Raw genomic sequence first — 26,601 nt, forward strand, 5'->3', positions numbered from 1 at the left:
TAATAGATAATACAGAAAAGTCTTAGTTTGGTCCCATCGTTCTAAGCCTTTTTTCTTATCTTAATTCACTATTTCTCAATCGTTCCAAAGACATTAATAGAATATTCATTCGGAATTTCGTTGAAGCTTAGTACCACTAATTCATTGGCAAACGATTTGGTTAATTTACTGAGAATCGGCCTCATGGTGGGCGGCACCAGTAAAATGGGTTGGACATTCTGCGCATTCATGGTTTGTACCACCGTGGGCATTTTATTTTGAAAGACAATCAAATCTTGCTGGCTAACAATCACGGCATCTAAGGATAAATTTGGGTTGTTTTGTAAAGAGTTATTGATCGACTGGTTCAAGCTGTCGGTCAAATTTGGCCCTAAATCAAACACGTTCAGTTGGCGAGAATCAGGTACCACCAAATTCATAATCGAGCGCTTTAACGCCACACGTACATTCGAGGCTAGCATTACGGCATCTTTGGTGGATTCAATGCTTTCAATCAAGGTATTGGCAATGGTTCGAATGTTAGTTATGGGGATTTGCTCCGACAGTAATTGCCTTAAGACCTGCATTTCAAGACTTGGGGTAATAACCTTACCAAGCGTCTCCATGAGTTCAGGGTGCGCATTGGCTAAGCGATCATTCACGCCTTTTACATCATCAAAGTTAAAAATAGAATCTAGGTATTCAATACACACTTTTTGAATGTGTGTGGCGATCACATCATGCACATCGATAATTTGAAGATCACGTCGAATAGCCTCTCCTTTTTTCTCGGGTTCTATCCATAATGCTGGCAGTTGATAAGCGGGATCGACCCCAATCACGCCATCCATTTGGTTGAGTTCATGTTCTGCGCCCACCACCATGAGCATGTCGGGTTCTACGCGACCACTTTCTATGGCATCGCCATCCACGTAAATCACGTATTCATTGGGTTGCAGTGAATAGTCATCTTTCACCATGATTTCGGGGATCACAAACCCAATTTGTTCACTTAAGGTTTTGCGGCAGCCTCGGATACTTTTCAGCAAGGCCGTTTGTTTGGACTTCGTCACCAATGGAACCAATTTAAAACCAATGTGTAATTTGATGGGCTCGACATGTGGGATCATCGCCCAACTTAATGGCTCATCTAAATGGTTTTTAATAACCGGTTTATCGTCTTTTTGGGGGGCATCTATATTGTCAGGCACGTGTTTCGACTGCTTCCACCCGACAAAAATGAGGATCCCAGAGAAAAGATAAAACGCCATGTGCGGCATATTAGGCACAGAGCCTATAACGAACATGACCGCACCCGTCATGAATAATATCGACGGTTTAGACAGTAATTGACCACGCACCGATTGCGCGATGTCTTTATCATCATCACTAATGCGAGTCACAATAATCGCGGTAGCGGTGGCAAGCAGTAGCGATGGAATTTGTGCGACCAGGCCATCACCAATGGTTAATAATGCATAGGTTTGAAAGGCATCTTTACTGCTCATGCCGTGTTCAAATATCCCGATTAAGCACCCACCAATGAGGTTGATAAATAAGATACAAATACCGGCAATAATATCGCCTTTAACGAATTTGGATACCCCATCCATGGCGCCACCAAAATGCGCTTGTTGGGCGAGTGTTTCACGTCTTTTGGTGGCTTCTTCTTGGTCAATCGCGCCAGCATTCATGTCCGACTCAATCGCCATTTGTTTACCTTGAATACTGTCTAAGGTGAATCGAGCAGAGACTTCACTGACCCGTTCAGCCCCTTTGCTGATCACCATAAAGTTAACGATGCTGAGAATGGCAAACACCACAATACCCACCACGTAACTGCCGCCGATCACCACTTCACCAAAACTTTGAATGACTTTACCGGCCGCCGCTCCACCGTTATGGCCTTCTAATAACACAATACGAGTGGAGGCGACGTTTAAAGTGAGGCGCAAAAGCGTTGCCACTAACAGTAACGTAGGGAAAACGGAAAACTCTAATACATCTTTGGTGGTGCTGCACACCAGTAAGATCATAATGGCGAGAACAATGTTAAAAGTAAAAATGGTATCTAATAGAAGGGGAGGCAAAGGAAGAATGATCATTGCCAAAATGAGAAGCAGCACAATAGGGATGGCTGATTTAGAATTAATAAAAGACATATTTTTCAATGTTAACTATCCATATTGTTTAATTAATCGTATTGTTGTCTAATGTAGATTGCTTTATTTTATGGTTTTTATGAAAAGAATAATAGTATAAATCCTTTGTTTTTGGGGTTTTAAGTGGTTTTGTTGATTTGTTATTTCTATTATTTTTAAAAAAATATAAAATGTTTTGAACTAAAAGGTAAAAACGGTCGTTATATGTTTGTGAGAAAGAAAATCTCGTTATTATTTAATAAAGGATTGAACATCATGATTTCTATTGCATCTAACTTCGCTTCACAAACGACCATTAACCAAATTAACAGCTCAAATAATGCTTTGACCTCTTCTATGGAGCGTCTATCAACCGGTAACCGTATTAATTCAGCGGCGGACGATGCAGCAGGCCTGCAAATTGCTAACCGTTTGTCGACTCAGTCTCGTGGTATGTCAGTTGCTATGCGTAATTCTCAAGACGCAACTAGCCTACTGCAAACTGCAGAAGGTTCGTTAGAAGAGCTAGGTAACATTGGCGCGCGCATGAACGACCTTGCCACTCAAGCGGCAAACGGCACCAACTCTCAAAGCGACTTAGATGCATTGAATGGTGAATATCAAGCGCTTGGCAAAGAAATGGCCAATATTCTTGAAAACACCAACTTTGGTGGTCAGAAGCTTCTAGCGGGCTCTGGTCTTTCTCAGCAGGAAGGAACTAAAACTCAAGCTGACTTGGATACTGAAAGTACGGAAGCAAACGATGCGCTAACTGCTGCTCAAGATGCTTTAACCGCTGATGATGGATTAGATGACGATATTACTGCTGGTTTGATAGCAGATTTAGATGCTGCACAAGAAACAGCAAACTCCGCAATATCAGCAGCAAAAATTGGGCCAACAGAAGCTGGTATGAAATTCCAAACTGGCTCTACTACAAATGAGACGCTGAACGTCGCGATGGACATGAGCGGTATTTCAAGCTTTGTGAGTTCTATTGGTGATCTTTCTTCTGCTGACAATGCACAAGCAGCCATGAAAGCATTAGGTGGTTCTGCGGCTGTTCCTGAAACTTCAGTAGGCGCTGGAGATGCAGTACCAGCAACAGGTGGCTTCCTACAAGACGTGACTGCCCAACGTTCTAACCTAGGTGCCAACATCAACCGTATCGAACATAACATTGCTAACATGACGCAAATGAAAGAAAACCTAGACGCGTCTACTGGTCGTATTATGGATACGGATTTTGCAAGCGAGTCTGGCGAAATGACTAAGCAACAAATGTTAGTTCAAACTGGTGCGAAAATGCTGTCTACCACCAAAATGGTTCCTCAACTAGCGATGTCTATGTTGGGTTAATCAAGAACTGAATTGATAGTAAGGGTGGGCTGATATGGCTCATCCTTATGTTGTTTTTAAGGAGTAAAAATGAACATAGATGCAGCGGCTATGGCTTCCCAATTGGCTACTTATGATGTGCAACCATTTGAAAACTCTTATGGCACCAAAATTAAAACCGCCAATAGCCAGATTTCGGCTTATGACAAAATTAAAGCGTCTTTGGATTCGTTAGATAAAAAAATTTATGAATTTACCAAACGTGGTGGTGACACCATTGGTAAAAGTTCGGCAGAAACGACAACGGATGAATTTTTTGATCTAACGGTTTCAGGTAACGTTACCAACCTAAATTTGGATTTATTTGTTGAGCAAACCGCGTCATCTCATCAATTGATCATGGATACAACCGCAGAGAAGGTAACCGATACTTTTGCCACTAACGGCACTTTTTCGATTGATGTGAATGGGACGAACGTTGATCTTGATTTATCGTTGGCCGATACCGACGGTACCGGTGATGTGTCTTTGGTGGAATTTACTCAATATTTCAATAAAGAGATGGGCGATCAGGTGACATCCTCGATAGTTCGTACTGATGGTGAATTAAAAGTGATGTTTTCGGCTGTGGAAACTGGCACTGATCATACCTTTAATATTGCGGCGAGTGCGGATACTGGCCTTGCGAGCCAAGCGTTAAGTGCCACCGAGAACCCAATTAAAGTGGCGAAAGATGCCATTGTTTGGCTAGGTGAACAAGGTACCGGCGCTAAGCTGACTAGCCAATCCAATAAATTCGAAAATATAGTCGATGGCGTCACGGTTAACTTGAAAAAGCCACAAGCTGTAGATGATAGCAGTGTGGGAGTTTCTATTGCCCCAGATGAAGATGCAACGCTTAAAGCACTTAATGAATTTGTGACCAGTTATAACGAAGTATTGTCGTTAATCTCAGATTACACCGCCATTGGTAGCGCAGATGAAGGGCGTGGTGTTCTAGCCAGTGATAGCAGCATTAAAGGACTAAGCAGTGAGCTTAAAAATATTATTCGAAGTGAACATGGTGGGGTTCGATTGTATGAATTGGGGATCTCATTGGATCGAAGCGGAGAATTAAAAGTTGATGCTACCGATTTTAAAGAAAACATTAAGAATGTTGATATTGATGAGGTGTTTAAAGGTGATGATGGGTTGTTTTCTAAATTAGAAGATAGCTTGGATAAATACACCGATTTCTCAACTGGCATCATCAAGCGTAAGAAAGAGGATTTAAACGATAACGTTCAAGAATATAACGATCAGCTGGCTCGTTTAGATGATCGTTATAACTCACTTTATGATCGTTATTTAGCACAATTTACTCAATTGAATTCATTGCAGTCGAGCATGGACTCAGTATTAAACCTATTTATTTAGATAATCTATTTATGTGAAGGAAGTGATGATGTTACTTGGACGAAATGCGAAAAGCGCTTATGCCAACACTCAAATCAATGCTAACGCGGCGGTCTCTAATAGTTTCGAGTTGAATGCCATGCTGCATAAGCGATTAGATACGGAACTTGATGTCCTTGCTCATGCGATTGAAACCAAAGACTTTGAAAAGAAAGCTAAAGCCGCTCAAAAAATCATCGATATTCTGATTACCTTAGATGCATCGCTTGATCTGGAATTAAAAGAGCCTTTAATCGAGAACATTCATCAGTTGTACGAACACTCTATTTCAAGTGTTTTTTCGGCGTCAAAAGATATGGATCTTGAAAGGCTGGCCGGTGTTAAAAAGGTGCTGACGGATCTGAAAGAAGGCTGGGAAGGTTTATTAGAGCAAGTTAGGTGAATCAAGTTAGGTGAATGGATCATGCTAGAGGCGAAACTGAAGAAATTGATCAAAGTATTAAATAAAGCGAGAGCAGAGAAGGACTTTGAGACCATTCAAAAAGTCACTCACTTGCTTGCGACACAGTTGCCGAAAATCGATCAATCTAAACATATTGACGTCATACAAGCGTTGAAATGCGCCTACGAGTTAGCTCACGACACGGTTTCTGCCGAAGCAAAACAAGTCAGCCAACAAATGGGGTTATTGAACCAAAATAAAACTCGTAAGCGGGCTTATGCCAAAATGCAGATCGCAACTCAGCAGCAGATCGGTATTCATAAACTAAGCACCATTCAACGCGGATCATTATGAACTTGACCTCTTCCCATTCATCTCGAACAGTCACCTTATCTTCTTTAAATAAGGGAGATAGCGACATTCAACCCAACCGGGTCAACGATTCTGGTGTGTCATCTTCAGATTCAACAACCAATGCAAAAAAAGCTTTTTCTCACGAAATGGTGCGAGTAGAGCAATCCTCGAAATCCGATTCATTCTCTTCTAGTAAGAAGTTTTCTAATAATGAGCTCGCTAATGATGCGTTTGTGAATGGTGAGCCGCTTGATGCTGCGAAAAAAAGTGAATCATCAGACTCAGGACTTGAGAAGACAAACAAAGATGATGGTTCTGTGGATAGCTTATTAACCGACGTCGAGACCACACCTCAAGAAGCGGTGATGCTAGATTTGAATAGCTTAGAAGCTACTACGTTAGAAGCCACTACGTTAGAAGCGATGCCGGTAGGGGGAACACCGAATCAAGCTGGTGGGTTGAATGCCGATGTAATAGGCCAATCGGATGCTTCTCAAGCTGGCAGCCCATCGGTTCTGCCCTTAGACGGTAAGTCTTCTCAGGCGTTAACTCAGAATCAGACACCTTCACCGGTACGTGATACTTGGATGTTGAAGCAACAAGAAGGGCAAAAGCCTGAATTGAATGCGTTAGGAGGGAAGGTATCGCTTGCAGGAATGGAATCATCTTCTAATCAGCTGTCTCAATCGATATCGAGTATGAATACCGCTCACTCTCATAACGTGGTGATGGCGAACCACCTGACACCCGCTTCTCAATCTATGTTTTTCAATGCCAATGTTTATGCCAACCCTATGCTGGCGAAGAAAGATTTTCAGCAGCAAATTACCTCTTTGGTTTCCGATAAGCTTGAGCTACAAATCAATTCAAAATCTCCCAGTGCCACGATCCGTTTGGATCCACCGGAATTGGGTAAAATTGAACTCAAAGTAAAACTGGATGGCGATAAAGTCTCGGTGCATTTAACGGCCAATAACCCTCATACACGAGATGCGATTCAAGCCACCGTTGATCGGTTGCGAGCTGACTTAGCATTAGATATGAATGCCCAAGTGACGGTTTCTTTTTCTCAATCTGGACAACAACGAAACGATAATGACTCGATGAATCAAGGAGAAGAACAACGAGGTTCAGTTTTAGCTAATAGTGTAGATGAAACATCAAGCTTAACGTCGAGCGATCATGAGTCAACCAATAATAGGGTTTTAGCTAGGATTTAGTGATGATAATAACTAAGAAGAAGTGGGCGATAATAGCGATTGTGTTGTTATTACTGGCTGGTAGCGGCGGTTTTTTGTATGCCCAATATGGTTTGACGCCAATCAAGGATTTAGTGGCCCCGAGTGAACCAGTGCAAGAAAACAACAGTTTTGAAGTGTTACTGACAGGGACGCTTATTCCGGTGAATGATGGCAAGCGCCAAAAACTATTGTTGTTAGATTTGTCGATGTATTCCTCACAAGCAAACCAAGTTGCAGTAGAGAAGTCGAAAAACCATATACGTCATGCACTGCTCAATGCTCTGAGCGTGAAACCAACGGCTTATTTTTATGACCGAAAGTTTGTGAGCAATTTACAAAAAGATGTAGAAGATTTATTGATTGGAACTATGGGGCTTCCGATTAGTGAAGTTTTGGTCACGAAAGCCATTTATCAATAAATGAGATTTTAAATTTTACTTTAGGATCAGGAGTGAGCATGGGCAGTCAATTGGTAACAGATAAGACAGCTTCATTGTGTTTTGACGAATCGAATTTAACCGTAGATTTGAGCTGTGTACCAATGGCTATCTTCGATTTGGAGATCAGTGATGGTAAGCGAAAACGTTACCTAAATTTGATGTTCACCGTTCAAACTCCAACACATTTAATGCAGCATGTGATCGATAGCCAACCTCGTATTGAAACGGTACTCGCTTGTCATTTTTATCGTCACCTTAAAAGTTACATCAATTACCCTCCTCATCTTTTTTACATGGAAGAAATTTTGTTTCATGTCAGTCAATCACTGTATGACTTACAAATTCAATGGGTCGATCTGAAGTATATCGATATTAATAAAAGTGTATTGATGAAAAATAACCGCTGATGGTGACGCTAAAGTGTGTGCAGATTAATGAACAACGGTTGATCATTAATGAATTCGGATCGAAAAGGTGTGGTTATCGATGTTGAGTAAAAAAACCTATCAAAAGACAGATCTTAAAAGCGATAAAGAGAAGCAGTTAATCGAAGCCAAAGCAGTGAATGAGTCACTGAGTATGATCAATGGGCACTTACGTTTTTATGGGAACCTGTTTAATGAATCGGTTCTTGATGAGCTAAGGCAATGTGCCCTTTTAGCGGTGTTACTTGAGATCCGTAAATTTGATCATGTATTAGGACAAGAATTTAAAAATGCGAGTGCAGTTCGAGTGCGTGGTGCGATCATTGATGAGATCCGAGGCCGAGATTTTTTAAAGCGTAATGACCGTAAGATGTTGTCCACTTTGAAAAAAGCAGAGAAATATTTGAATAGCCAATTATTACGCACGCCAACGGATATTGAATTATCGGAGTATATGGATATTACGTTAGAGCAGCTTCGTGCGTACCAAATGATCGATGTGACATTTGAAGATGTTGGCATGTACGAAAGTATTTTGGCGCTTGATGGCGGGGATGAGCAAGTTGAAAAAGCGTATTTAATCAGTCGAGTGAAGGAATCGTTAGAAAGCTTACCAGACAATATTAAGAAAGTGATGTATCTGATGTTTGTTGTGGGGCTGAGCGTACCTGAAATTTCTGCAACATTATCAACGACCGATACCATTGTAAAAAGAATAAAAAGGCAGGGTATTCAAATGTTGAAAAATAACTTAAAGGTAGATTGAATCATGAAACAGCTCATTGGCTTTACGTTAATTGTGGTGGTCGTTTTTGGTGGATTTGTTCTTCATGGTGGACGTTTTACTGCCTTATTTAAAATTTCAGAAATTGCTATTATTTTTGGTGCCGCGTTTGGCGGCATGATCATTGCCACCAAAAAAAGCACACTGAAATTGATGCTTCAACAAGTGAAAATGTGCTTCAAGAAATCGATTTATAATAAGGATTACTACAATCAGCTTTTAAGTCTCAATTTTGAATTATTAAAAGAACATCAAGCCAAAGGCGATAAAGCGTTAGATAAGCACATTGAACAAGCTGAAGAGAGCGAGGTATTCCAAAAATATCCTTTGATAATGGGGGATAAATTTACCATGACATTTATTGTCGATTCTTATCGAGTTTTCATTTTATCGAAAGGGAAATTATCGTCTCATGATATTGAATCTGTCTTGGAAGAAGAGATTGCCTTTTTAGAAGAAGAGTTAGAAAAACCATCTGAACGTATGCATGCAACGGCAGAGTCGGCTCCTGGATTGGGTATTTTAGCCGCGGTAATGGGGATTATTCTTACCATGCAAGGCCTTGATAATGGCGTGGCTGAAATCGGACGTAACATTGCCAGCGCACTAGTCGGAACCTTTACCGGTGTGTTTGGATGCTATTGCTTACTGGGGCCATTATCCGGCGCGATGTCAAATATTGCAAAAGACCAAACCATTCCTCTTCAATGTGTGAAATCGATCATCACGGCCTACTACCAAAAAAATAGCCCACACTTTTGTGTGAATGCCGCGAGAAAGAATATTGAGATTGAAGAAAAACCTACTTTTGTCGAATTAGAAAATTCAATCAAAGAATTACACTCTAGTAAGGCTTAGCTATGCAAAGTGAACATGCCATCATCGTCAAAAAGGTAAAACGTAAGAATAAAGGCAATAAAAAAGGTGGGGCATGGGAAGTGGCCATGGCTGACTTGATGATCTCCATGATGTGTTTCTTTTTGGTCATGTGGATACTTCAAGTGATTAACACAGAAGATAAAGAAAAGTTCATCAATTTTATGAAAGATGGCAATTTAGAGCTGGTAGAGCATGGTAATGGGCTGGGTAATTCCATTAGCCCAATACATTTGCCACAGGTCGCAACTAGCCACAGCGAAGATTACAAAGAGTTTGTAATGGAAGACAGTTCGGTCATTGAGGGGGAATTTAATACTCAACAAGAATTAACGGCTTTGGCGAACTTTATCGACTCTCAGTTGGATAATCTTGATCCTAACGACAGCATTAGCCTAGAAGTTACACCGCAAGGTTTAAAGTTAGTCATTTCGGATTCGAATAAAGGCAGCATGTTTGACCGAGGGGGAAGCCGAATTACGCCTTATTACCAAGACCTACTTATTCATTTGGCACCTCTTATTTATTCGATAAAAAACTCTATGGTCATCACTGGGCATACCGATTCCGTTAAATTTGTGGGGAGGAAGCAGTCTAATTGGGATCTTTCTTCTCAACGTGCAAATGTGGCGCGAAACACGCTGGTTGAGAGTGGTTTTCCTATCTCTCATATATTCCAAGTCACAGGAATGGCAGATACCGCCCCATTAAATCCAGATGATACTCGCAGCAGCGTAAATAGGCGTGTCGAACTTTTTATATTGACTCGAAGCGCCAAAGAAATCATGTCAACAATTTATAAAAATAATCGGCTTGATCAACGTGGTGATTATGTTAAAAATTTTAATGAGTCAAAGAAAAAAGCCGCCAATGAAGCAGAGAATAATCAATGGCAATCCTCATTTGAAGCTGTTAATTAAATCGGTATGATGATGGACTTATATGCGAAATAAAGTCACGTTTATATTGATGTTTCTTTTCATTCTTAATCTTTCTGGGATTGGGAAAACATACGCCACAGAAAATAAAGTTTCTATCCCTCCTTTTTTTGTCAATATGGCATCGTTATATAATATTCCTGTCGATGTGTTATATGCTTTAGCCATCATGGAAAGTAATACAAAATTGCAGAATGGAGAGTATGCACCTTGGCCCTATACCATGAATGTTAACTATAAAGGGATGCGCTTTGCCAGCTATGAAGATTTAGTTTATCAATCTCGTTTGCTTATTAAACAAGGTAAAACAAGTTTTGATGTTGGCTTTTTCCAAGTCAATTGGAAATGGAATGGCCATCGAAGTGAATCAATTGAAGCATTGGCTAACCCTTATGAAAATGCAAGAGTTGCTGCGGAAATTATGCTTGAAGAGTATGCAAAGGTTGGGAGCTGGGCTAAAGCTGCTGGGCGTTACCATAATCCGGCGAATAGAAATGGGCATGCGGATCGTTATGCGAGTGATTATGCAAAAATATTGAATGTGATTCGTAAAAACATGCGCTATTAAATTAGAGAATATCTAACTAACATATTAATGATGAACAGTTAGCTATTTTTTAATTAAAATAAAGTATTTTTCTCAAGTTTATTTTTTGGTTTAATTATCTTTTGAATATCTAAATATATTAATTCACCTGTTTCTGATAGGCATATTAGTGTAGGAGGTTTCTTAGAAAGCCGAGTATCCCAATTTATACCTTTTTCAGCTAAAATATGGGCTTTCGATGTTCTAATAAAATGTTCAGGGTTCCTACCAATAATATCGCACAATTTTGCGACATTCTTTGGTGTGAATGCCATGCTATACCGTTCGCAAAGCTGGTTATAAGTTAGCCCATCCATACCTACTGCATCAATCATTATCGCCATATTAATGCTTACTTTTTTATTAATACAATAGGTTAATAGCTTTTGTAAAAACATCTATTTATCTCCTAATATTAATATTTACACCTATTATTGTAGGAATATTCTGTATTTGACATTAAATTTACATAATTATACATATAAATGTATAAAGGTAATAATGAATAAATATTTTTTATTTAAATACTTGATGAGATTAAAAAATATAAATAGTATTTATATTAGATGATAGGTTGATCTGAGAGGGGTATCACTAGAAAAAGTATTGGGTATGGATAGAAGAAAGCTCCAATGACTTTACTAAGTCATTGGAGCAAAATTATTGGAGGGAAATGTAACGGGTCAAATTAGATCTTAAACGATTCTAATTTTCCACCTTTATCTAGCTCGATTTGTATAACCGAAGGCATTCTGCCTTGTCCAGTCCAGGTCTTGCGTTTTCCATTGATAAAATATTCATACTTGGGAACACGTTTTGGTTTCTCTGAATCATGAGAGTATTTGACATCTGGTGAATGCATAGCTGCCATTACTTCTTCAAGACCAACGCCTTTATCCAGCAAAATCTTTGCTACTTCTTTCACATTTTCAGCATGTACTTTTGCTTCAAGCGCTCTTTCTTCTTCTTCTTTAATACGTTCTTCTAGGATATGCCCTAATCGTTCATGCGCTGCTTTTAGTTCATTCACAGTCATTTCATGGCGGGCATAGCCTCTTAAACGTCTAGTATCTAAAAGAATGGTTTTAACACTAATTGCTGTTGTCATAATTTTGCTTCCATAATCTATATCACACAAAAACTTAAGCCATACGGAGTTTGTTTTTCATATCTAGACTGCTATGGTTAATTGTTACTTTTTTTTAAATCTTTATTGTTAGCAGAATGAAAAAATATATGGCTAAAAATTAAAAGCCTAGCTACTTTTCATACATGGTGCTTTTATATGAAAGTAGATTGAGCGATTGAAACACTGAGAGATAGACTGCAATGACAAGCAAGCTCAATAATATCTGCCATTACTATTGGACGAGATTATATACAAAAACGTGAGGTGAGTCATTATTTGTTCATAAATAGATTGTATTTTGAATAAAAATGATAATTTCAAGAAGAATGAAAAGCATCATAAAATATAAGTGATTTATGAAAGGATTTCAGAAAAAGTAACCTTTTTATGCACTTTTTAATCAATTTTCACTAAAACTCTGTAAATTGCGAAGTTTTAAGTTTATCCAAATTCTCATAAGTAATACTATTAGTGAAACGCATACATCACCCAATAGTAATGACATGAGTTATAACACTTGTGTTGACAGGTAATTATGAGAAGTAAATCTGAAATTCCAAATAGGTATCGACCTGATGGCTATGATTATTACCCGATAGATTCACAGCTAAGTGATGAAAATAAACTTAGTCTACAACTCACATCGTTTAAAGAACAGCATAGCGATTTATATAATGTTGTTCGCTTTATTCATGCTCTAATCACGGTATTGAAGCACCATCCTAATGGTGAGGTTGATTTAATCATGAATCCGGAATCGTCCATTGCTGAGATGTTGACTTATAAAACTCAGCAGTGGCAAGCATTGGAAGAAGTGTTACTGGGTATCAGAAACAACCAAATACATGCTTATGTGAATGTTCGAGTTTTAAGCGATTACGATAAGAGTGGGGACTTCAATGTTTGTGTTTATTCATTTGAATTGATTGCTCAAAATGGCCAATATATTTTAAAGCAAAGTGAGCCTGTACCTTTATTTCCTGATAATTGCAGAGTGAAGATATTACCGACGAATGTTGGTATTGTTCGTTTATTGGCTAAGTATCGCATGATTTTAAAAGTACAAAGCGAGTCTAATCGCTATGGGCTGACTCAGTATGAATACGCTAAATCAGTCACCTATTTAACTCAGTGGTTATCGTCATTTTTGTTTTCTGATAATGGCATTATTCTAGGTTTATCGGACGTTGGTGAAACAAAAATAAAGTTACTTTTCTCTAAGACTACTTATCTTGACTTTAATTATGAAGTGAATAAAAGGATTAAAGGTGGTCACCCTTTTCAGTTGTCCATTATCACGAAACCAATGTCTTTCTCGAATGATTTATTAATATTACCGATTGTGATTGATGGCGATTCAATTCGCGCAATAGACAGGCAGGAGTTTAAGGAAACATTGAATGTTAACTTTATCTATGGCGATAAAGTGGATGTTTTTATGGGATTGAAAACACTCTACAACCTTTATATTAGTCAGTCTCATTAAAGCAAAAAAAGAAACATAAAAACCAAACTTTACGCTTAATATTGCCGATGCTTCTACCCTCAATGGATAAGAAACATCGGCTTTTATTTGCCTTTTAGCTTTGAATATTACAAGGCTCTTTGCTATCCATTTTTATGGGGAAAGCATATTTACATTAAGGTTTTATGAGCTTTATTTACGGCTTTTGGCTTAATGCTTTATCAATGTCTTCGGCACTATGACGCTCTTCAATGGCTTCCCACGCTTCACCCATTGGTTTATTAACGATGCGTCCTCGTTGAACCGCTGGGCGTTCGGCAATGGCTTTAGCCCAACGTTGTAGGTGCGTATAACTTTCCACATCTAAAAATTCAGCAGCATTGTAGGCATTATTTAACACTAGGTTGCCATACCATGGCCAAATCGCGATGTCAGCAATGCTGTACTCTTCCCCTGCAATATAAGTATTCTTTGCAAGCTGCTTATCTAAAACATCTAATTGACGTTTGGCTTCCATCGAAAAGCGATTAATAGGATATTCATATTGTTCTGGTGCGTAATGATAGAAATGGCCAAAACCACCGCCTAAGTAAGGTGCTGCACCTTGTAGCCAGAATAGCCAATTCATTACTTTGGTTCGTTCATCAATGGCGGCTGGTAGGAACTCACCAAACTTTTCAGCTAAATAAAACAAGATGGATCCCGATTCAAAGACTTTGATTGGCGTTTCGCCACTGTAGTCAACCAGCGCCGGGATTTTTGAGTTTGGATTCACGTCAACAAATCCAGATGAGAACTGATCGCCATCCCCAATTTTAATTAAGAAAGCATCGTATTCTGCTTCGGTAATGCCTTTAGCAAGAAGCTCTTCCAACAAAATAGTGATCTTTTGCCCGTTTGGTGTGCCGAGTGAATATAACTGAATAGGGTGTTTTCCAATTGGCAGAGCTTGCTCATGTCGAGCGCCTGAATCTGGGCGGTTTATGCTGCCCCACGTACCGCCTTGTTGTTCATTTTTCCAAACTTTTGGTGGTGTGTATTGGTTTGTCATCATGATTCCTTTTTTTGGGATTGCTAACCTAACTAGATATTAGGCTGTTTTATGAGATTAAAAGGATAGATAAGGTTAATTATGACTTTTGTTCAGAACACTTAGTTATGAGGAATACTGTTTTTATATAAATTGGTTGGAATGGATAAGATTATGCTAAGTCGTTCCGGCCTAAAATCCAGTTTGGATCTGGGCAGTTATCAAGATAAAAATTAGCCTCTTTGGGATCGACTACCCCCGGGTAATCATTTTGATATCTGTCCATGTTTTTAATGATTTGAAAATGCAGATGGGTTGCCCAGCCGCCATTTTCATCAGTATGACCAATCGTGGCAAATGCTTCGCCTTGTTTTATTTGTTGGCCGATGTCTAATGAGGTTAATGACGATTTGGCTAAGTGCCCATAGAGGGTATGAAAAGTATGTCCTTCTAGCTGATGACGTAAGATGATGGTGGGGCCGTAATCGCCTTGTTGATGATGATCTGCGAAGCCAAAAATCTCACCATCCAGTGGTGAAAACACAGGATTTCCCGCTGGAATGCCGAGATCGATACCTATATGAAGTGTACGAGATTGGTGGTCGGAAAAACTATCGGTATCTTGATATATCATGCGTTGTTCTGCGTAACGACCAATTTCTAGTACCGCACCTATTTCCGCCACCTGACGCTTAATTTCCGCTGAAAAATCATGCCCTGCATTCACTTTTCCCCAAATTTCACTGCTTGGTGATAGATCAACAATTAAGGCGGGACCAAACTGCAATTCAGCTAGTATGACAGGGTGACAACGGTGTTGCTGGAGCGCAGATTCAAGAGATGTATTCATACCTTCGCCTTTTGTGAGCCAACTTGTGTTTGACGTGGTATCAAGATAACCGTGACGACATAACCGACGGCGGCAATGAAGGTTGGCAGCATTAAATCGACATTGACTAAAATAGCGGTGAGATATCCTGTGAGTGTCCATGCTAAGCCAACCATGGCACTAGATAGCGCCATCGCCCAGCCTTGATCGCCATCACTTGCTCGATCAGACAATGCGATAATGTATAAAGGAAAAGCCGAGGCGACCATGATAGAGGTCCAGATCATTGCCATAATGTGAGTGGTTGGTGTGGGAGTGATTGCCAGTAAAACCATACCAATACCAGCACCACTTAGGACGCTTCTTAATGCATTAGGTAAAGGTATCCAGGATAGTAATAAACGAGGCACAAAGAGTAAAGAGGCAATCATGACCACACCAATTGCTAACATAAAGTATTGATAAAATTCACCTTCAACCGCCAATTGCCATTTTTGCGGTAGGATAAAGGCGATATTTTGAAAATATAAGCTCCAGCTAAATTGGCATAAAAAGACAATGGCTAAGCATGGCAGCAATCCTTTTTGACTACGAGATAACGGCGCAGATAATGAAAATGGGTTCTCTTGTTGTAATGTGGCTTGTTTCGGTAGGCGGATCAAATGAAGCAAAATAAAACAGATAATAGCGATCAATAAACAGGCATAAAAAGGGGCTTGTGCACCATATAAGGCGGTTAACTTACTGCCAAGTGCAGGGCCAAAAGACATGGCAGCCGTCATTACGACCGCAACAAAACTCATTAATGTGGCTTTGGTTTTTCCTTGGCTATTATCCGCTAATACCGCTTGAGCAATAGGTTGGCTGGCAGAGCCTAAGCTATTAATCATATTACCGGTGAATAATAGCGTTATTGAACCGGCAATGATGGCATAAACCGGCATGACGAAGCCGATTGCCGCGACGAGTAAACAGATTGCCATAACCACTTTACGACTGTAACGGTCGGCAAAACGGGCAATAAAAGGGGTAAAGAACATTGAGATAAAAGGTGCCGCAGACATCACAGTACCAAATAAGCTACGCCTATCTTCCAGTGGCATTACTTTGGCAATGGCTAAAGAGTGATCCGTTAAAAACAAATTAACATAAGCTGGAATGGTAATGAAAAAGCCAGCAGAGCCTAAAAATATGATGAAATATAGAATCAATAATGTGCTTTTTGGTAGGCAAGGTGGTGTTTGGCTTGATTGAGTCGTCATTGATTTCTCCCAAAATGATGGACGCATTTTAATGGGGTATAGATCTTATTGCTATGAATTATCGGTTTAATGCGTGAGTTTATGTTAAGAAATATCATTTAAAATGGGAATCATATAGCAGTGATGGATAATTGATGATCATCATGTGGTTAGCAATATGTTACATTTGCGCTTCATTTTCAGTTGTTTCTAAGAGCCCATGTTCATAAGAACACATGTCCATAAGAGCCAAGCTATGTTAATCACCTCACCCATTCGCCATTTTTTGTGGGGCAAAGTGAACTATTTGCCGGTGATGTTGATCCTACTTATTTATGTTGCACCTTTGATTTCAATGGCGGTATCGATCCATACTGCTTCTGCTATGCATCACCATTCAGCTCCGGTGATGGACATGTCGAAACAAGCACATCGCTCAGATCTCGCACACCATGATCATCAAGCGATGCAGGCAGAGCCTCATGACCATGGGTGGTGTGGTTATTGTGACTTATTGGCGAGCATTGCCGCGACAGTGAGCTTAGCGTTTGTCATTCTGACAGCAATGCTTGTTTTAATGTTGAGCCGTATCGATGTTGCGCCTCAATTAGGTTTATCTTTTGCTTATTTATTCCCCACCCCAAGAGCCCCTCCTGTTTCTTTATCTACTTTATGATCCTGTTTACTTAATAAGCGGGTTTATTTAATAAATTCAGCTTAATTATGAATTAAGAGAGAAATTATGAGTACAGTACAAACTAGTGCAGGGGGGGTTGGCGCCTTCATTAAGCGCTTGCACTTTTATATAGGCCTATTTGTTGGCCCATTTATTTTTTTGGCGGCTTTGACGGGGACGATTTACGTTTTAACGCCTCAGTTAGAGCAAGCGATCTATCAGCAGGAATTAACGGGTGTCACTGAGGGAACCGTGAAACCGTTGAGTGAGCAAATTGCGGCTGCGCAGAGTCGTGTTCCTGCATCGCTTGAAATTAAATCTGTTCGTCCTGCTCCCGAATTAGGCCAAACCACACGTGTTTTATTTAACGATCCTGAACTCGACCGTTACCGAGCAAGAACTGTTTTTGTTGATCCGGTGACGTTAGATGTAAAAGGTGAGCTCGCCAGTTATGGTACTAGCGGTGTATTGCCTTTACGTATTGCGATTGACTTTTTACATACCGACTTATTACTCGGTCCTATTGGTCGTTATTACAGTGAATTGGCGGCTTCTTGGATGTGGGTAGCGGCTTTAGGTGGCGTATTTTTATGGTGGCAACAACGCCGTACTTTTCATCGTCCGGCTAAAGCTGGGAGCTTTGCTCAGACTCGTTCTCGCCATGCTAAGGTGGCGATTTGGATAAGCTTAGGTTTATTATTCTTTTCTGCTACCGGACTGACTTGGTCTAAATGGGCGGGAGGCAATATTTCTGAATGGCGTCAATCTATTGGGTGGGTGACTCCTTCCGTGTCACGTGATTTAGCCGAACATCACCATGGTGAGGATCATGTACAGCACGCTAATATGACTCATGGACCTTCACATAATATGTTGACGATGTTCAATGGTGTTGAGCAGGCCGCACGTCAATTTGGTATCGATGCGGGTAAGATTGAAATTGTTCCGAGTCATCAGTCAGGAAAAGCTTGGGTTGTTCAGGAAATTGATCGTTCATGGCCGACTCAGGTAGATTCTGTTGCCATTGATCCGGCCTCTATGTCGGTGATTGCGCATGCTAATTTCAAAGACTTTCCATTAGTGGCTAAGTTGATTCGTTGGGGAATCGATGCCCACATGGGGATTTTATTTGGTTTACCAAATCAATTGCTTTTAGCTGCATTTGGCGTTGCTTTATGTTCCGTCATTATTTGGGGTTATAGGATGTGGTGGAAGCGTCGTCCTATGATCGTCAATAGTAGTGCAACCTTATCGGAAACATGGTTGAAGCTATCTCTTATAATGAAAGTGGTATCGCTTATCGTTGCCTTGCTTCTTGGGTTGGCGTTACCGTTAATGGGATGCAGCTTATTGATCTTTTGTGTGATTGACATCATCCGTTGGCGGTGGATGAATAACATACTTCAATCGGTTTAATCATTTATACTCTTCGAACTTGAAGTTGCCGCATTGTTGACGGCATTTACTTGGGTATAAATGAATATGTAAAAATGGCCAGTTGAGTGATCAACTGGCCATTTGTTTATTTTGTGTTTTATTTACTATCGTAACGACGATTAAGCTTGGCTAGATTGCGCCGCCGCTTGAGCTTCATCCGCACGACAAACTGCTGCGGTAAAGACAACATCGGTAGAACTGTTAAGGCCTGTTTCCGCTGAATCTTGGATAACGCCAATAATAAAGCCAACACCAACCACTTGCATTGCTACATCATTAGAAATACCAAATAGGCTACATGCTAGTGGGATAAGAAGTAGGGAACCACCAGCAACTCCAGAAGCACCACAAGCCGATACTGCCGCCACAACACTCAATAGAATGGCGGTTGGTAAATCAACTTGAATACCTAACGTATTTACCGCTGCAAGCGTGAGTACGGTAATGGTGATTGCCGCGCCACCCATGTTGATGGTTGCACCTAATGGAATTGAAACCGAATACGTATCTTCATTCAGTTTTAGTTTTTCACATAATGCCATGTTAACTGGGATATTGGCGGCACTTGAACGAGTGAAAAATGCAGTTACACCGCTTTCACGTAAGCACTGAAATACCAATGGGTATGGGTTTTGCTTCGTTTTAAAGAATACTAATAGTGGGTTCACAACCAGTGCAATGATCGCCATTGAACCAAGTAGAACCGCTAATAGTTGTGCGTAACCAGCAATGGCACTAAAGCCCGTTGTGGCAAACGTTGTTGCAACAAGGCCGAAAATACCAAATGGTGCAAGACGAATAATGAAACGAACAATACCTGATACGCCGTGACTAATATCGCTAAACATTTCTTTTGTCGCCGAGTTGGCGTGACGAAGTGCCAAACCTAAACCAACCGACCATGCCAAAATACCAATGTAGTTAGCGTTTACTAAAGCATTGACTGGGTTATCGACAATTTTAAATAGCAGAGTATTGAGAACTTCACCAATACCTTCTGGTGGTGTGGTTCCTGTTGCTGCATTCACTAAAGTGAGTGAGGTTGGGAAAGCAAAGCTCATAAGAACCGCAGTCAGTGCTGCTAAAAAGGTACCAAGAAGATACAGCACGATGACTGGGCGCATATTACTGCTTGAGTTTTTTTTCTGGCTGGCAATAGATGCTGCAACCAAAACGAAAACAAGGATAGGAGCGATAGCTTTTAAAGCCCCTACAAATAAATTACCAACAATAGACATACTTGTTGCTGTCGTCGGTGACACCATTGCAAGTGCAATACCTGCAATAATGCCGACCAAAATTTGTAGCACTAAGTTGCCATTGGCAAATCGAGAAATCAGTGAATTATTGTTTTGCATAATTAAGCCTGTTTTGTGTTTTATTGTCAGTCAAATTCCGCTTTGACTGTCCTACCATTGCTCTAGTGGCGGTTAGGCCAGACCATGATAACTTTTGTAGTGAATCTGTCTACTGTTAAGGGCGTTTATCAGTATAAGAGTCAGCTATGAAGTATATTTACCATGTATAAATATTGTTAATCAAATGTTGCGCAGGTTTATATCACAGAAAATAATTAAGTAAAAAAAAAGTTTTCGATTCTGTGCGCGCAAATTACAACATTGCTTTTGGTTATTTCTTGAACAAACTCAATTCCCTAACTAGCTTTAAAGAACAAAGCAGTACTTGTTCATGAATTTCATGTGGAATGTCAATCTATTGGCAGGCTTTATGAATAAGTTAAAAAATAAGAAGTTGTTAAAGATTGGAGCTTCTGCTCACTAGATGTTTTGTGCGCTTCTCGCTCCGAATAACGATAAAGTCGGAATGAATTTCCTGTGTTAAAAGCATGCTGTGAAAGTAAAGGTGGCATGTCATATCACAAGGAGATATTGCAAGGACGAGGAGGAATCTTGAAAAGATTGCGCAAAAACGTTGTTGCTTTCACCCAAGCTCTAATCGGGTTAATGGTTTTGGTACCCAAGGTGGCGTTACCAGTGGAAACCAAATTTAACCTGACCCAAGGGGTGACAGAAATTAGTGGTAAGGTGTATCACCTTCACATGCTGATTTTTTATATTTGTTGCGCCATCGCCGTGGTGGTGTTTGGTGTGATGTTTTATTCGATCATTCGTCATCGAAAATCTCGCGGAGCGGTTGCCTCTCACTTTCATGAAAGTACCAAAGTTGAAATTCTTTGGACAATTATTCCCATTATCATATTGGTGTTAATGGCGATTCCTGCCACCAAAACGTTAATTGCGATGGAAGACACCACTCAAGATGAATTAACCGTGACTGTCACAGGCTCTCAATGGAAGTGGCATTATCGTTACTTTGATCAAGGTGTTGATTTTTATAGTTTTATTACCACTTCTCAGAAGCAAATTAAAGGAAAAGAAGAGAAAGGCGAGCATTACTTATTGGAAGTGGATAACCCTTTAGTACTGCCGATTAATCGTAAAATTCGCTTTTTGATGACATCTGATGATGTGATTCATTCTTGGTGGGTACCGGCTTTTGCTGTTAAAAAAGATGCGGTTCCGGGGTTTATCAATGAAGCGTGGACCAAAATTGATCAGCCGGGAGTTTATCGCGGGCAGTGTGCAGAGCTGTGTGGGCGGAATCATGGGTTTATGCCGATTGTGGTTGAGGCGCTACCTGAAGAGGAGTTTGATGCTTGGTTAGTTAAGCAGCAACAAATTGCTGCTGAGAAGAAAGCAGAAGCCGAGAAATCTTTAGCCAAGACCCGCAGCTTGGAAGAGCTTATGGTGCAAGGAGAGAAACTGTATAACGACCGATGCAGTGTTTGTCACCAAGTGACGGGGCAAGGTATTCCCAATGTCTTCCCTGCGTTAAAAGGCAATAAAGTTGTGACAGGCCCAGCCGAACATCATATTGATGTTGTTCTTCATGGCGTGGCAGGTACGGCCATGCAAGCGTTCGCGAATCAACTAAGTGAAGAAGAAATTTCCGCTATTGTCACGTATGAACGTAATGCTTGGGGTAATAATACCGGCGATGTTATTCAAGCCTCAGACGTAAAGCGGGTGCTTACTAATGGTGAAGATCCTAAACCTTCAGAAACGAATAATTCGGCTCGACGTGAATCGATGAATAAAGGTTCTCAAGCAAAAGATATTCACATAAATGAACCTAAAATCAATCGTTCTGACATGAATGGTTTTGAAAAAAACAGGTTTGCCAGCAATGCTTCTGCACCAAGAATCAACAATGGCTCTGCACAAAAAACAATCGAAAGGAGGCACAATGAACCCTTCACCTTCTATTGATACCGCTGAGACTGACACAGCCTCGGAGGTGCATTCAGATCATCATGGTCCTTCTAAGGGCATAAAGCGTTGGATTTATTCCACCAATCATAAAGATATTGGAACGCTGTATTTATGGTTTAGTTTGATCATGTTCTTTACCGGCGGCGCCATGGCGATGGTGATTCGAGCTGAATTATTCCAACCCGGGTTACAATTAGTTGAGCCACATTTCTTTAATCAGATGACGACGGTTCATGGCCTTATTATGGTATTTGGTGCGGTTATGCCGGCGTTTACGGGCTTGGCTAATTGGATGATTCCCATGATGATAGGCGCGCCTGATATGGCGTTACCTCGAATGAATAACCTCAGTTTTTGGATCCTTCCTTTCGCCTTTTTGATTCTATTAGGATCTCTTTTTATGCCGGGCGGTGGTCCTGATTTTGGTTGGACGTTTTACGCACCGTTATCGACGACGTTTAGTTCAGATAGTACCGCTTTGTTTGTATTTTCTATTCATATCATGGGCATTAGTTCGATCATGGGTGCAATTAATGTGATTGTGACGATAGTGAATATGCGCGCGCCAGGTATGGATTGGATGAAGCTCCCTATGTTTGTTTGGACATGGCTCATCACCGCTTTCTTATTGATCGCAGTTATGCCGGTATTAGCGGGCGCGGTGACCATGGTATTAACGGATAAGTACTTTGGAACGAGCTTTTTTGATGCGGCTGGTGGCGGTGACCCTGTGATGTTCCAGCATATTTTTTGGTTTTTTGGGCACCCTGAAGTTTATATTATGATTTTACCGTCATTCGGTATTGTTTCGGCGATCATTCCCACTTTTAGCGGCAAAAAACTCTTTGGTTATCATTCGATGGTGTATGCGACTTGTGCCATTGCGATTTTGTCGTTCACGGTGTGGGCGCATCATATGTTTACAACTGGTATGCCGGTGTTTGCTGAAATTTTCTTTATGTATTGCACCATGTTGATCTCGGTACCCACAGGCGTCAAAGTGTTTAACTGGGTGGCCACCATGTGGCGAGGTTCACTCACGTTTGAAACCCCAATGTTATTTGCGATTGCCTTTATTGTGCTGTTCAGCATCGGTGGTTTTTCGGGCCTAATGTTGGCGATTGTACCGGCTGACTTCCAATATCATGATACGTATTTTGTGGTGGCACATTTTCACTATGTGCTGGTGACGGGCGCCGTATTTTCGATCATGGCGGCGGCGTACTATTGGTTACCGAAGTGGACAGGCAATATGTACCATCAGACTCTTAGCTTATGGCACTTCTGGCTTTCACTCATTTCAGTCAATATTCTCTTTTTCCCAATGCATTTTTTAGGCTTGGCTGGCATGCCAAGACGCATTCCTGATTACTCGATTCAATTTGCTGATGTGAATCAGATCGTCTCAATTGGTGGTTTTGCATTTGGATTATCTCAAGTGCTGTTTTTAGTGATTGTCGTGAAATGCATTCGAGGCGGTGAAGCGTCGCCAGCGAAACCTTGGGAACGGGCTGAAGGGCTTGAATGGACCGTTCCAAGCCCAGCGCCACACCATACGTTTTTAACCCCTCCTAAGATGGAGGACTAAACGCTAAACCTGAGATTATTTCAGCCGATAGGGGCATGAAAGAGGCATGAGGATTCTGTTATGAATAAGCCAGATCCGAATAAGAAATTAGATGCTAATCAACAAATGGCGTCGTCGGTGAATCAATCAGCGAATAATAAAAAGCTGATTGGCTACTTATTGTTTGGTGTTGTGGGGATGTTTGCCTTTGGATTCGCACTGGTACCTTTGTACGACATTATGTGTGAGCAGTTGGGCATTAACGGAAAAACCAATACGGTTGCCGCTTCTTCGCAAGGTATTCAAGTGGATGAGTCTCGTTTGGTTCGAGTGCAGTTTATGGCACAAGTTAGTCCGAATATGCCATGGACGTTTGAACCGGTTGAAGCGCAGATGGATGTGCACCCTGGGCAGGTGATTCGAACCAGTTACCGTGCTGTGAATAAAGGGGATATGGCGATGATAGGTCAAGCCGTACCCTCGATTGCACCCGGGATTGCGGCGACCCATTTTAATAAAATTGAATGTTTTTGCTTTAATCATCAACCGCTAGAAGCAAGAACAGAAGCCGAATTACCTGTGATTTTTTATGTTGATAATGACCTACCAACGTCGGTTAACCGGTTAACGTTGTCTTATACCTTATTTGATATTACCGCTAGCGCAGCACCAAAGAAAGGCGATATAGAAGGGGTAGACAGAACAGAAAATACAAGTGACACAACCAACAAACAAAACACCAGTAATACAACCATGAGCAGGGGAGCGTCTATGTCGTTCGCTCAAGTGGCCGGATCATCGCAGAAGATTTCAAATGATTTGAATGCTTCTAAGGATTCTTCTAGGGAGAGACAAGATGAACAAAACCAATGAAGCCTTCAGCGCTTCTCATTCCTCGAACCATCATAAAGTCTCCACGAGTCGTCAACCGGAAGTCTATTACGTGCCGTCGGAAAGTAATTGGCCAATTGTCGGGGCTTTTGCGCTATTTCTCATAGCGGTTGGCGCGGGGCTTTTCGTTCAACCAAAAGGTTTATTGAGTCATTTCGGTGGCTTTGTTTTATTAAGTGGCTTCATCATCTTAATTATCATGCTAATCGGTTGGTTTCGTAATGTGATTCAAGAATCATTATCTGGTTTGTATTCTCATCAAATTGAACGCTCTTTTCGTCAAGGCATGAGTTGGTTCATTTTTTCAGAAGTCATGTTTTTTGGGGCTTTTTTTGGGGCGTTATTTTACGCTCGAATGGTGGCTGTACCTTGGTTAGGTGGAGCCTCCAATAATGCGATGACCAATGAAGTGTTATGGCCCACATTTGAAGCAATTTGGCCTTTGGTGACGACACCGAGTGGTACGGTTACCGAAGCCATGCCGTGGCAAGGTTTACCATTTATGAATACCATTATTTTATTAACCTCTTCGGTGACGTTGCACCTTTCCCAATTAAGCCTAGAAAAAAATCAGCGTACGGCGTTAATTGTTTGGCTTGAGATCACTATCGTACTGGCGGTTGCGTTCTTATTTTATCAAGGTCAAGAATATGCACATGCTTATCAAGAGATGAATTTAACCCTGCAGTCGGGCGTGTATGGCAATACCTTTTTCTTACTTACAGGGTTTCACGGACTACATGTGACGTTGGGAACGTTATTTTTAATCGTGTTACTGGGTCGTATTGCTTTTGATCATTTCACGCCTAAAGATCATTTTGCCTTTCAAGCGGGTAGTTGGTATTGGCATTTTGTTGACGTGGTTTGGTTAACCTTGTTCATTTTTGTTTATGTTTTATAAAGTTGGTTGCTTCGTGTCAATTCTGTTTAGTAAGGACGAGGGTTAGGGGTGATGAGTCCGGTTGCCATCGCAATCAGTAATAATGCAATGACTAATGCCGAGAAGATAAGCCGTTTGCCGAGATAGCGGCTCATTGGAACAGAGTTTTGGTCATCAGGGTTTTGTTTCACCATCAAATACAGCGCTCTTCCAAGATTAAAAATGACAAATAATAGCAGCAGTACTAATAACAGTTTGAACAAAAAAATGATGGTCATGGAGCCTCCAGTGAAAACAAAAATTGGCATCAAAAAAGGGTTTCTAATGTTATTAACTGTGGCTCTGTTTGTGGTGATGGTCAAATTAGGGTTTTGGCAACTTGACCGAGGGCATCAGAAATTGTCGATTGAGCAAAAGTTAGAGCAAAGGCAGAAGGAGCCTGCGATGGATTTAGCAAGTTGGCAAGATAATATTAATACCTCACAAACGGGGATCAAAGTTCAGTTTATGGTACAAGCTTCACACCAACCGATTTTACATCAACCACCGGTGCCAGATTTGGTGTTTTTAGACAATCAAATCTATGAAGGTCGAGTGGGTTATTTGGTCTTTCAATTGATTGATGTTAGCAAATACACGGCTTATTCCGTGGCGTTATTGGAGTTGGGATTTGTCGATGGTGGTCCTGATCGGCGTGTTTTGCCTTCGGTCGATTATGTGAAGCAACCTCAGTTTATTCTTGGTCGTTTATATCGAAAACAAGCTAACCCAATGAGCCGAGGCTTAATGGTGGAAAAAATGAAGACAACCCAAGATCAGGCGGCGCTGCGCATTCAAAATTTATCCATAAAGGCATTGCAATCTCGTTGGAATCAAACGTTATTTCCTTATGCCATTCAACCGCTTTCTGCACTCATTACTGTGAATGATGATGCCGACATTGGGCATGCCATTTCTAATCAACCAAACGTTAATGCTTCAAAGGGGACGAGTAATCAATTCAACGCGATTAATAATCAATTAAAAGTCAGTAAGGACTTACCCCATCCATGGAAGCCATTATCAATGGGATCGAAAAAACATTTTGGCTATGCGGTGCAGTGGTTTTCTATGGCAACGGTGTTGTTTTTATTAGCCGTCTGGTTTGGTTATAGGCTCTATCAGCAATCACGTTTGTCCGTTTAGGCCTTGATTATACAAAAATGAAGACGGGTTAAGTGGTCA

At 40.8% G+C, this 26,601-nt stretch carries 26 protein-coding genes and 1 pseudogene; 19 read left to right on the forward strand and 8 right to left on the reverse strand.

The genetic code is table 11. From position 1 onward, the window contains the following. Nucleotides 1-68: 68 nt before the first annotated feature. Complete coding sequence (locus tag VCASEI_RS13190) at nucleotides 69-2,141, reverse strand: flagellar biosynthesis protein FlhA (RefSeq protein ID WP_089110225.1); 2,073 nt, start codon at nucleotides 2,139-2,141, stop codon at nucleotides 69-71. 255 nt (nucleotides 2,142-2,396) lie between these two features. On the opposite strand from VCASEI_RS13190, the gene VCASEI_RS13195 reads away from it, so the two are divergent. The 11 genes from VCASEI_RS13195 to VCASEI_RS13245 all read left to right on the forward strand — a co-directional run bounded on the left by VCASEI_RS13195 (nucleotide 2,397) and on the right by VCASEI_RS13245 (nucleotide 10,921). Beyond that, nucleotides 2,397-3,479, forward strand: a complete 1,083-nt coding sequence (locus VCASEI_RS13195) for a flagellin N-terminal helical domain-containing protein (RefSeq protein WP_089110226.1) — start codon at nucleotides 2,397-2,399, stop codon at nucleotides 3,477-3,479. 69 nt (nucleotides 3,480-3,548) lie between these two features. Further along, complete coding sequence (gene fliD, locus VCASEI_RS13200; protein WP_089110227.1) at nucleotides 3,549-4,874, forward strand: flagellar filament capping protein FliD; 1,326 nt, start codon at nucleotides 3,549-3,551, stop codon at nucleotides 4,872-4,874. Between the two features lie 28 nt (nucleotides 4,875-4,902). Continuing rightward, complete coding sequence (locus VCASEI_RS13205; RefSeq protein ID WP_089110228.1) at nucleotides 4,903-5,295, forward strand: flagellar export chaperone FliS; 393 nt, start codon at nucleotides 4,903-4,905, stop codon at nucleotides 5,293-5,295. Between the two features lie 21 nt (nucleotides 5,296-5,316). After that, complete coding sequence (locus VCASEI_RS13210) at nucleotides 5,317-5,649, forward strand: hypothetical protein (RefSeq protein WP_089110229.1); 333 nt, start codon at nucleotides 5,317-5,319, stop codon at nucleotides 5,647-5,649. Continuing rightward, nucleotides 5,646-6,869, forward strand: a complete 1,224-nt coding sequence (locus VCASEI_RS13215) for a flagellar hook-length control protein FliK (RefSeq protein WP_089110230.1) — start codon at nucleotides 5,646-5,648, stop codon at nucleotides 6,867-6,869. The genes VCASEI_RS13210 and VCASEI_RS13215 overlap by 4 nt, the downstream gene beginning before the upstream one ends. A 2-nt stretch (nucleotides 6,870-6,871) precedes the next feature. Further along, on the forward strand, nucleotides 6,872-7,309 hold the full coding sequence (locus tag VCASEI_RS13220; protein ID WP_089110231.1) for a hypothetical protein: 438 nt from the start codon (nucleotides 6,872-6,874) through the stop codon (nucleotides 7,307-7,309). 38 nt (nucleotides 7,310-7,347) lie between these two features. After that, nucleotides 7,348-7,737: a hypothetical protein gene (locus VCASEI_RS13225; RefSeq protein WP_089110232.1), complete on the forward strand. Its 390-nt coding sequence runs from the start codon at nucleotides 7,348-7,350 to the stop codon at nucleotides 7,735-7,737. Between the two features lie 79 nt (nucleotides 7,738-7,816). Beyond that, a complete protein-coding gene (locus tag VCASEI_RS13230) occupies nucleotides 7,817-8,521 on the forward strand; it encodes a sigma-70 family RNA polymerase sigma factor (protein WP_089110233.1) in 705 nt (234 codons plus the stop codon). A gap of 3 nt (nucleotides 8,522-8,524) precedes the next feature. After that, nucleotides 8,525-9,397 carry a flagellar motor stator protein MotA gene (motA, locus tag VCASEI_RS13235; RefSeq protein WP_086959822.1) on the forward strand — a complete coding sequence of 291 codons (873 nt, stop codon included), beginning with the start codon at nucleotides 8,525-8,527 and terminating at the stop codon, nucleotides 9,395-9,397. A gap of 2 nt (nucleotides 9,398-9,399) precedes the next feature. Then, nucleotides 9,400-10,335, forward strand: a complete 936-nt coding sequence (locus VCASEI_RS13240) for an OmpA family protein (protein WP_089110234.1) — start codon at nucleotides 9,400-9,402, stop codon at nucleotides 10,333-10,335. Nucleotides 10,336-10,357: 22 nt separating this feature from the next. Next, nucleotides 10,358-10,921: a transglycosylase SLT domain-containing protein gene (locus VCASEI_RS13245; RefSeq protein WP_089110235.1), complete on the forward strand. Its 564-nt coding sequence runs from the start codon at nucleotides 10,358-10,360 to the stop codon at nucleotides 10,919-10,921. 53 nt (nucleotides 10,922-10,974) lie between these two features. Here VCASEI_RS13245 and VCASEI_RS13250 read toward each other — a convergent pair whose 3' ends face one another. Both VCASEI_RS13250 and VCASEI_RS13255 read right to left on the reverse strand, forming a co-directional pair. Further along, on the reverse strand, nucleotides 10,975-11,337 hold the full coding sequence (locus VCASEI_RS13250) for a hypothetical protein (protein ID WP_086959819.1): 363 nt from the start codon (nucleotides 11,335-11,337) through the stop codon (nucleotides 10,975-10,977). Nucleotides 11,338-11,627: 290 nt separating this feature from the next. After that, complete coding sequence (locus tag VCASEI_RS13255; RefSeq protein ID WP_107928094.1) at nucleotides 11,628-12,047, reverse strand: H-NS histone family protein; 420 nt, start codon at nucleotides 12,045-12,047, stop codon at nucleotides 11,628-11,630. Nucleotides 12,048-12,603: 556 nt separating this feature from the next. On the opposite strand from VCASEI_RS13255, the gene VCASEI_RS13260 reads away from it, so the two are divergent. Continuing rightward, nucleotides 12,604-13,554: a hypothetical protein gene (locus VCASEI_RS13260; RefSeq protein WP_089110236.1), complete on the forward strand. Its 951-nt coding sequence runs from the start codon at nucleotides 12,604-12,606 to the stop codon at nucleotides 13,552-13,554. A 175-nt stretch (nucleotides 13,555-13,729) separates the two neighbouring features. On the opposite strand, the gene yghU is transcribed toward VCASEI_RS13260, so the two are convergent. From yghU to VCASEI_RS13275, 3 genes are all read right to left on the reverse strand, one after another. After that, on the reverse strand, nucleotides 13,730-14,584 hold the full coding sequence (yghU, locus tag VCASEI_RS13265) for a glutathione-dependent disulfide-bond oxidoreductase (protein ID WP_086959817.1): 855 nt from the start codon (nucleotides 14,582-14,584) through the stop codon (nucleotides 13,730-13,732). A gap of 151 nt (nucleotides 14,585-14,735) precedes the next feature. Further along, nucleotides 14,736-15,413: a peptidoglycan DD-metalloendopeptidase family protein gene (locus VCASEI_RS13270; protein WP_086959816.1), complete on the reverse strand. Its 678-nt coding sequence runs from the start codon at nucleotides 15,411-15,413 to the stop codon at nucleotides 14,736-14,738. Continuing rightward, complete coding sequence (locus VCASEI_RS13275; protein WP_089110237.1) at nucleotides 15,410-16,654, reverse strand: MFS transporter; 1,245 nt, start codon at nucleotides 16,652-16,654, stop codon at nucleotides 15,410-15,412. The genes VCASEI_RS13270 and VCASEI_RS13275 overlap by 4 nt, the downstream gene beginning before the upstream one ends. Nucleotides 16,655-16,889: 235 nt before the next feature. On the opposite strand from VCASEI_RS13275, the gene VCASEI_RS13280 reads away from it, so the two are divergent. Together VCASEI_RS13280 and VCASEI_RS13285 are read left to right on the forward strand one after the other, a co-directional pair. Then, nucleotides 16,890-17,309, forward strand: a complete 420-nt coding sequence (locus tag VCASEI_RS13280) for a DUF2946 domain-containing protein (protein ID WP_162621069.1) — start codon at nucleotides 16,890-16,892, stop codon at nucleotides 17,307-17,309. 66 nt (nucleotides 17,310-17,375) lie between these two features. Then, the gene (locus VCASEI_RS13285) at nucleotides 17,376-18,725 is read left to right on the forward strand and encodes a PepSY-associated TM helix domain-containing protein (protein ID WP_086959813.1); all 1,350 of its coding nucleotides are present in this window, start codon (nucleotides 17,376-17,378) and stop codon (nucleotides 18,723-18,725) included. A 140-nt stretch (nucleotides 18,726-18,865) separates the two neighbouring features. Here VCASEI_RS13285 and sstT read toward each other — a convergent pair whose 3' ends face one another. Beyond that, the gene (sstT, locus tag VCASEI_RS13290) at nucleotides 18,866-20,104 is read right to left on the reverse strand and encodes a serine/threonine transporter SstT (protein WP_086959812.1); all 1,239 of its coding nucleotides are present in this window, start codon (nucleotides 20,102-20,104) and stop codon (nucleotides 18,866-18,868) included. 561 nt (nucleotides 20,105-20,665) lie between these two features. Between sstT and coxB the strand changes: the two genes are divergently transcribed. The 4 genes and pseudogenes from coxB (at nucleotide 20,666) to VCASEI_RS13310 (ending at nucleotide 25,398) form a co-directional block, all read left to right on the forward strand. Beyond that, complete coding sequence (gene coxB, locus VCASEI_RS13295) at nucleotides 20,666-22,036, forward strand: cytochrome c oxidase subunit II (RefSeq protein ID WP_442253605.1); 1,371 nt, start codon at nucleotides 20,666-20,668, stop codon at nucleotides 22,034-22,036. After that, nucleotides 22,014-23,627 (forward strand): cytochrome c oxidase subunit I, encoded by a 1,614-nt coding sequence (ctaD, locus tag VCASEI_RS13300; protein ID WP_089110238.1) that lies wholly within the window; start codon nucleotides 22,014-22,016, stop codon nucleotides 23,625-23,627. Before coxB ends, ctaD begins: the two co-directional genes overlap by 23 nt. A gap of 105 nt (nucleotides 23,628-23,732) precedes the next feature. Beyond that, nucleotides 23,733-24,296 (forward strand): annotated as a pseudogene (locus tag VCASEI_RS13305) (cytochrome c oxidase assembly protein); the annotation flags it as partial. A 166-nt stretch (nucleotides 24,297-24,462) separates the two neighbouring features. After that, nucleotides 24,463-25,398 carry a cytochrome c oxidase subunit 3 gene (locus VCASEI_RS13310; protein WP_226983426.1) on the forward strand — a complete coding sequence of 312 codons (936 nt, stop codon included), beginning with the start codon at nucleotides 24,463-24,465 and terminating at the stop codon, nucleotides 25,396-25,398. Nucleotides 25,399-25,424: 26 nt separating this feature from the next. Here the strand turns inward: VCASEI_RS13310 and VCASEI_RS13315 are convergent, their stop codons facing one another. After that, nucleotides 25,425-25,655, reverse strand: coding sequence for a DUF2909 domain-containing protein (locus VCASEI_RS13315; RefSeq protein WP_086959808.1), 231 nt, complete (start codon nucleotides 25,653-25,655; stop codon nucleotides 25,425-25,427). Nucleotides 25,656-25,665: 10 nt separating this feature from the next. Between VCASEI_RS13315 and VCASEI_RS13320 the strand changes: the two genes are divergently transcribed. Further along, nucleotides 25,666-26,562: an SURF1 family protein gene (locus VCASEI_RS13320; protein ID WP_238321411.1), complete on the forward strand. Its 897-nt coding sequence runs from the start codon at nucleotides 25,666-25,668 to the stop codon at nucleotides 26,560-26,562. Nucleotides 26,563-26,601 lie beyond the last annotated feature (39 nt).

Origin of the sequence: Vibrio casei, assembly GCF_002218025.2 — a bacterium.
GTDB lineage: Bacteria > Pseudomonadota > Gammaproteobacteria > Enterobacterales > Vibrionaceae > Vibrio > Vibrio casei.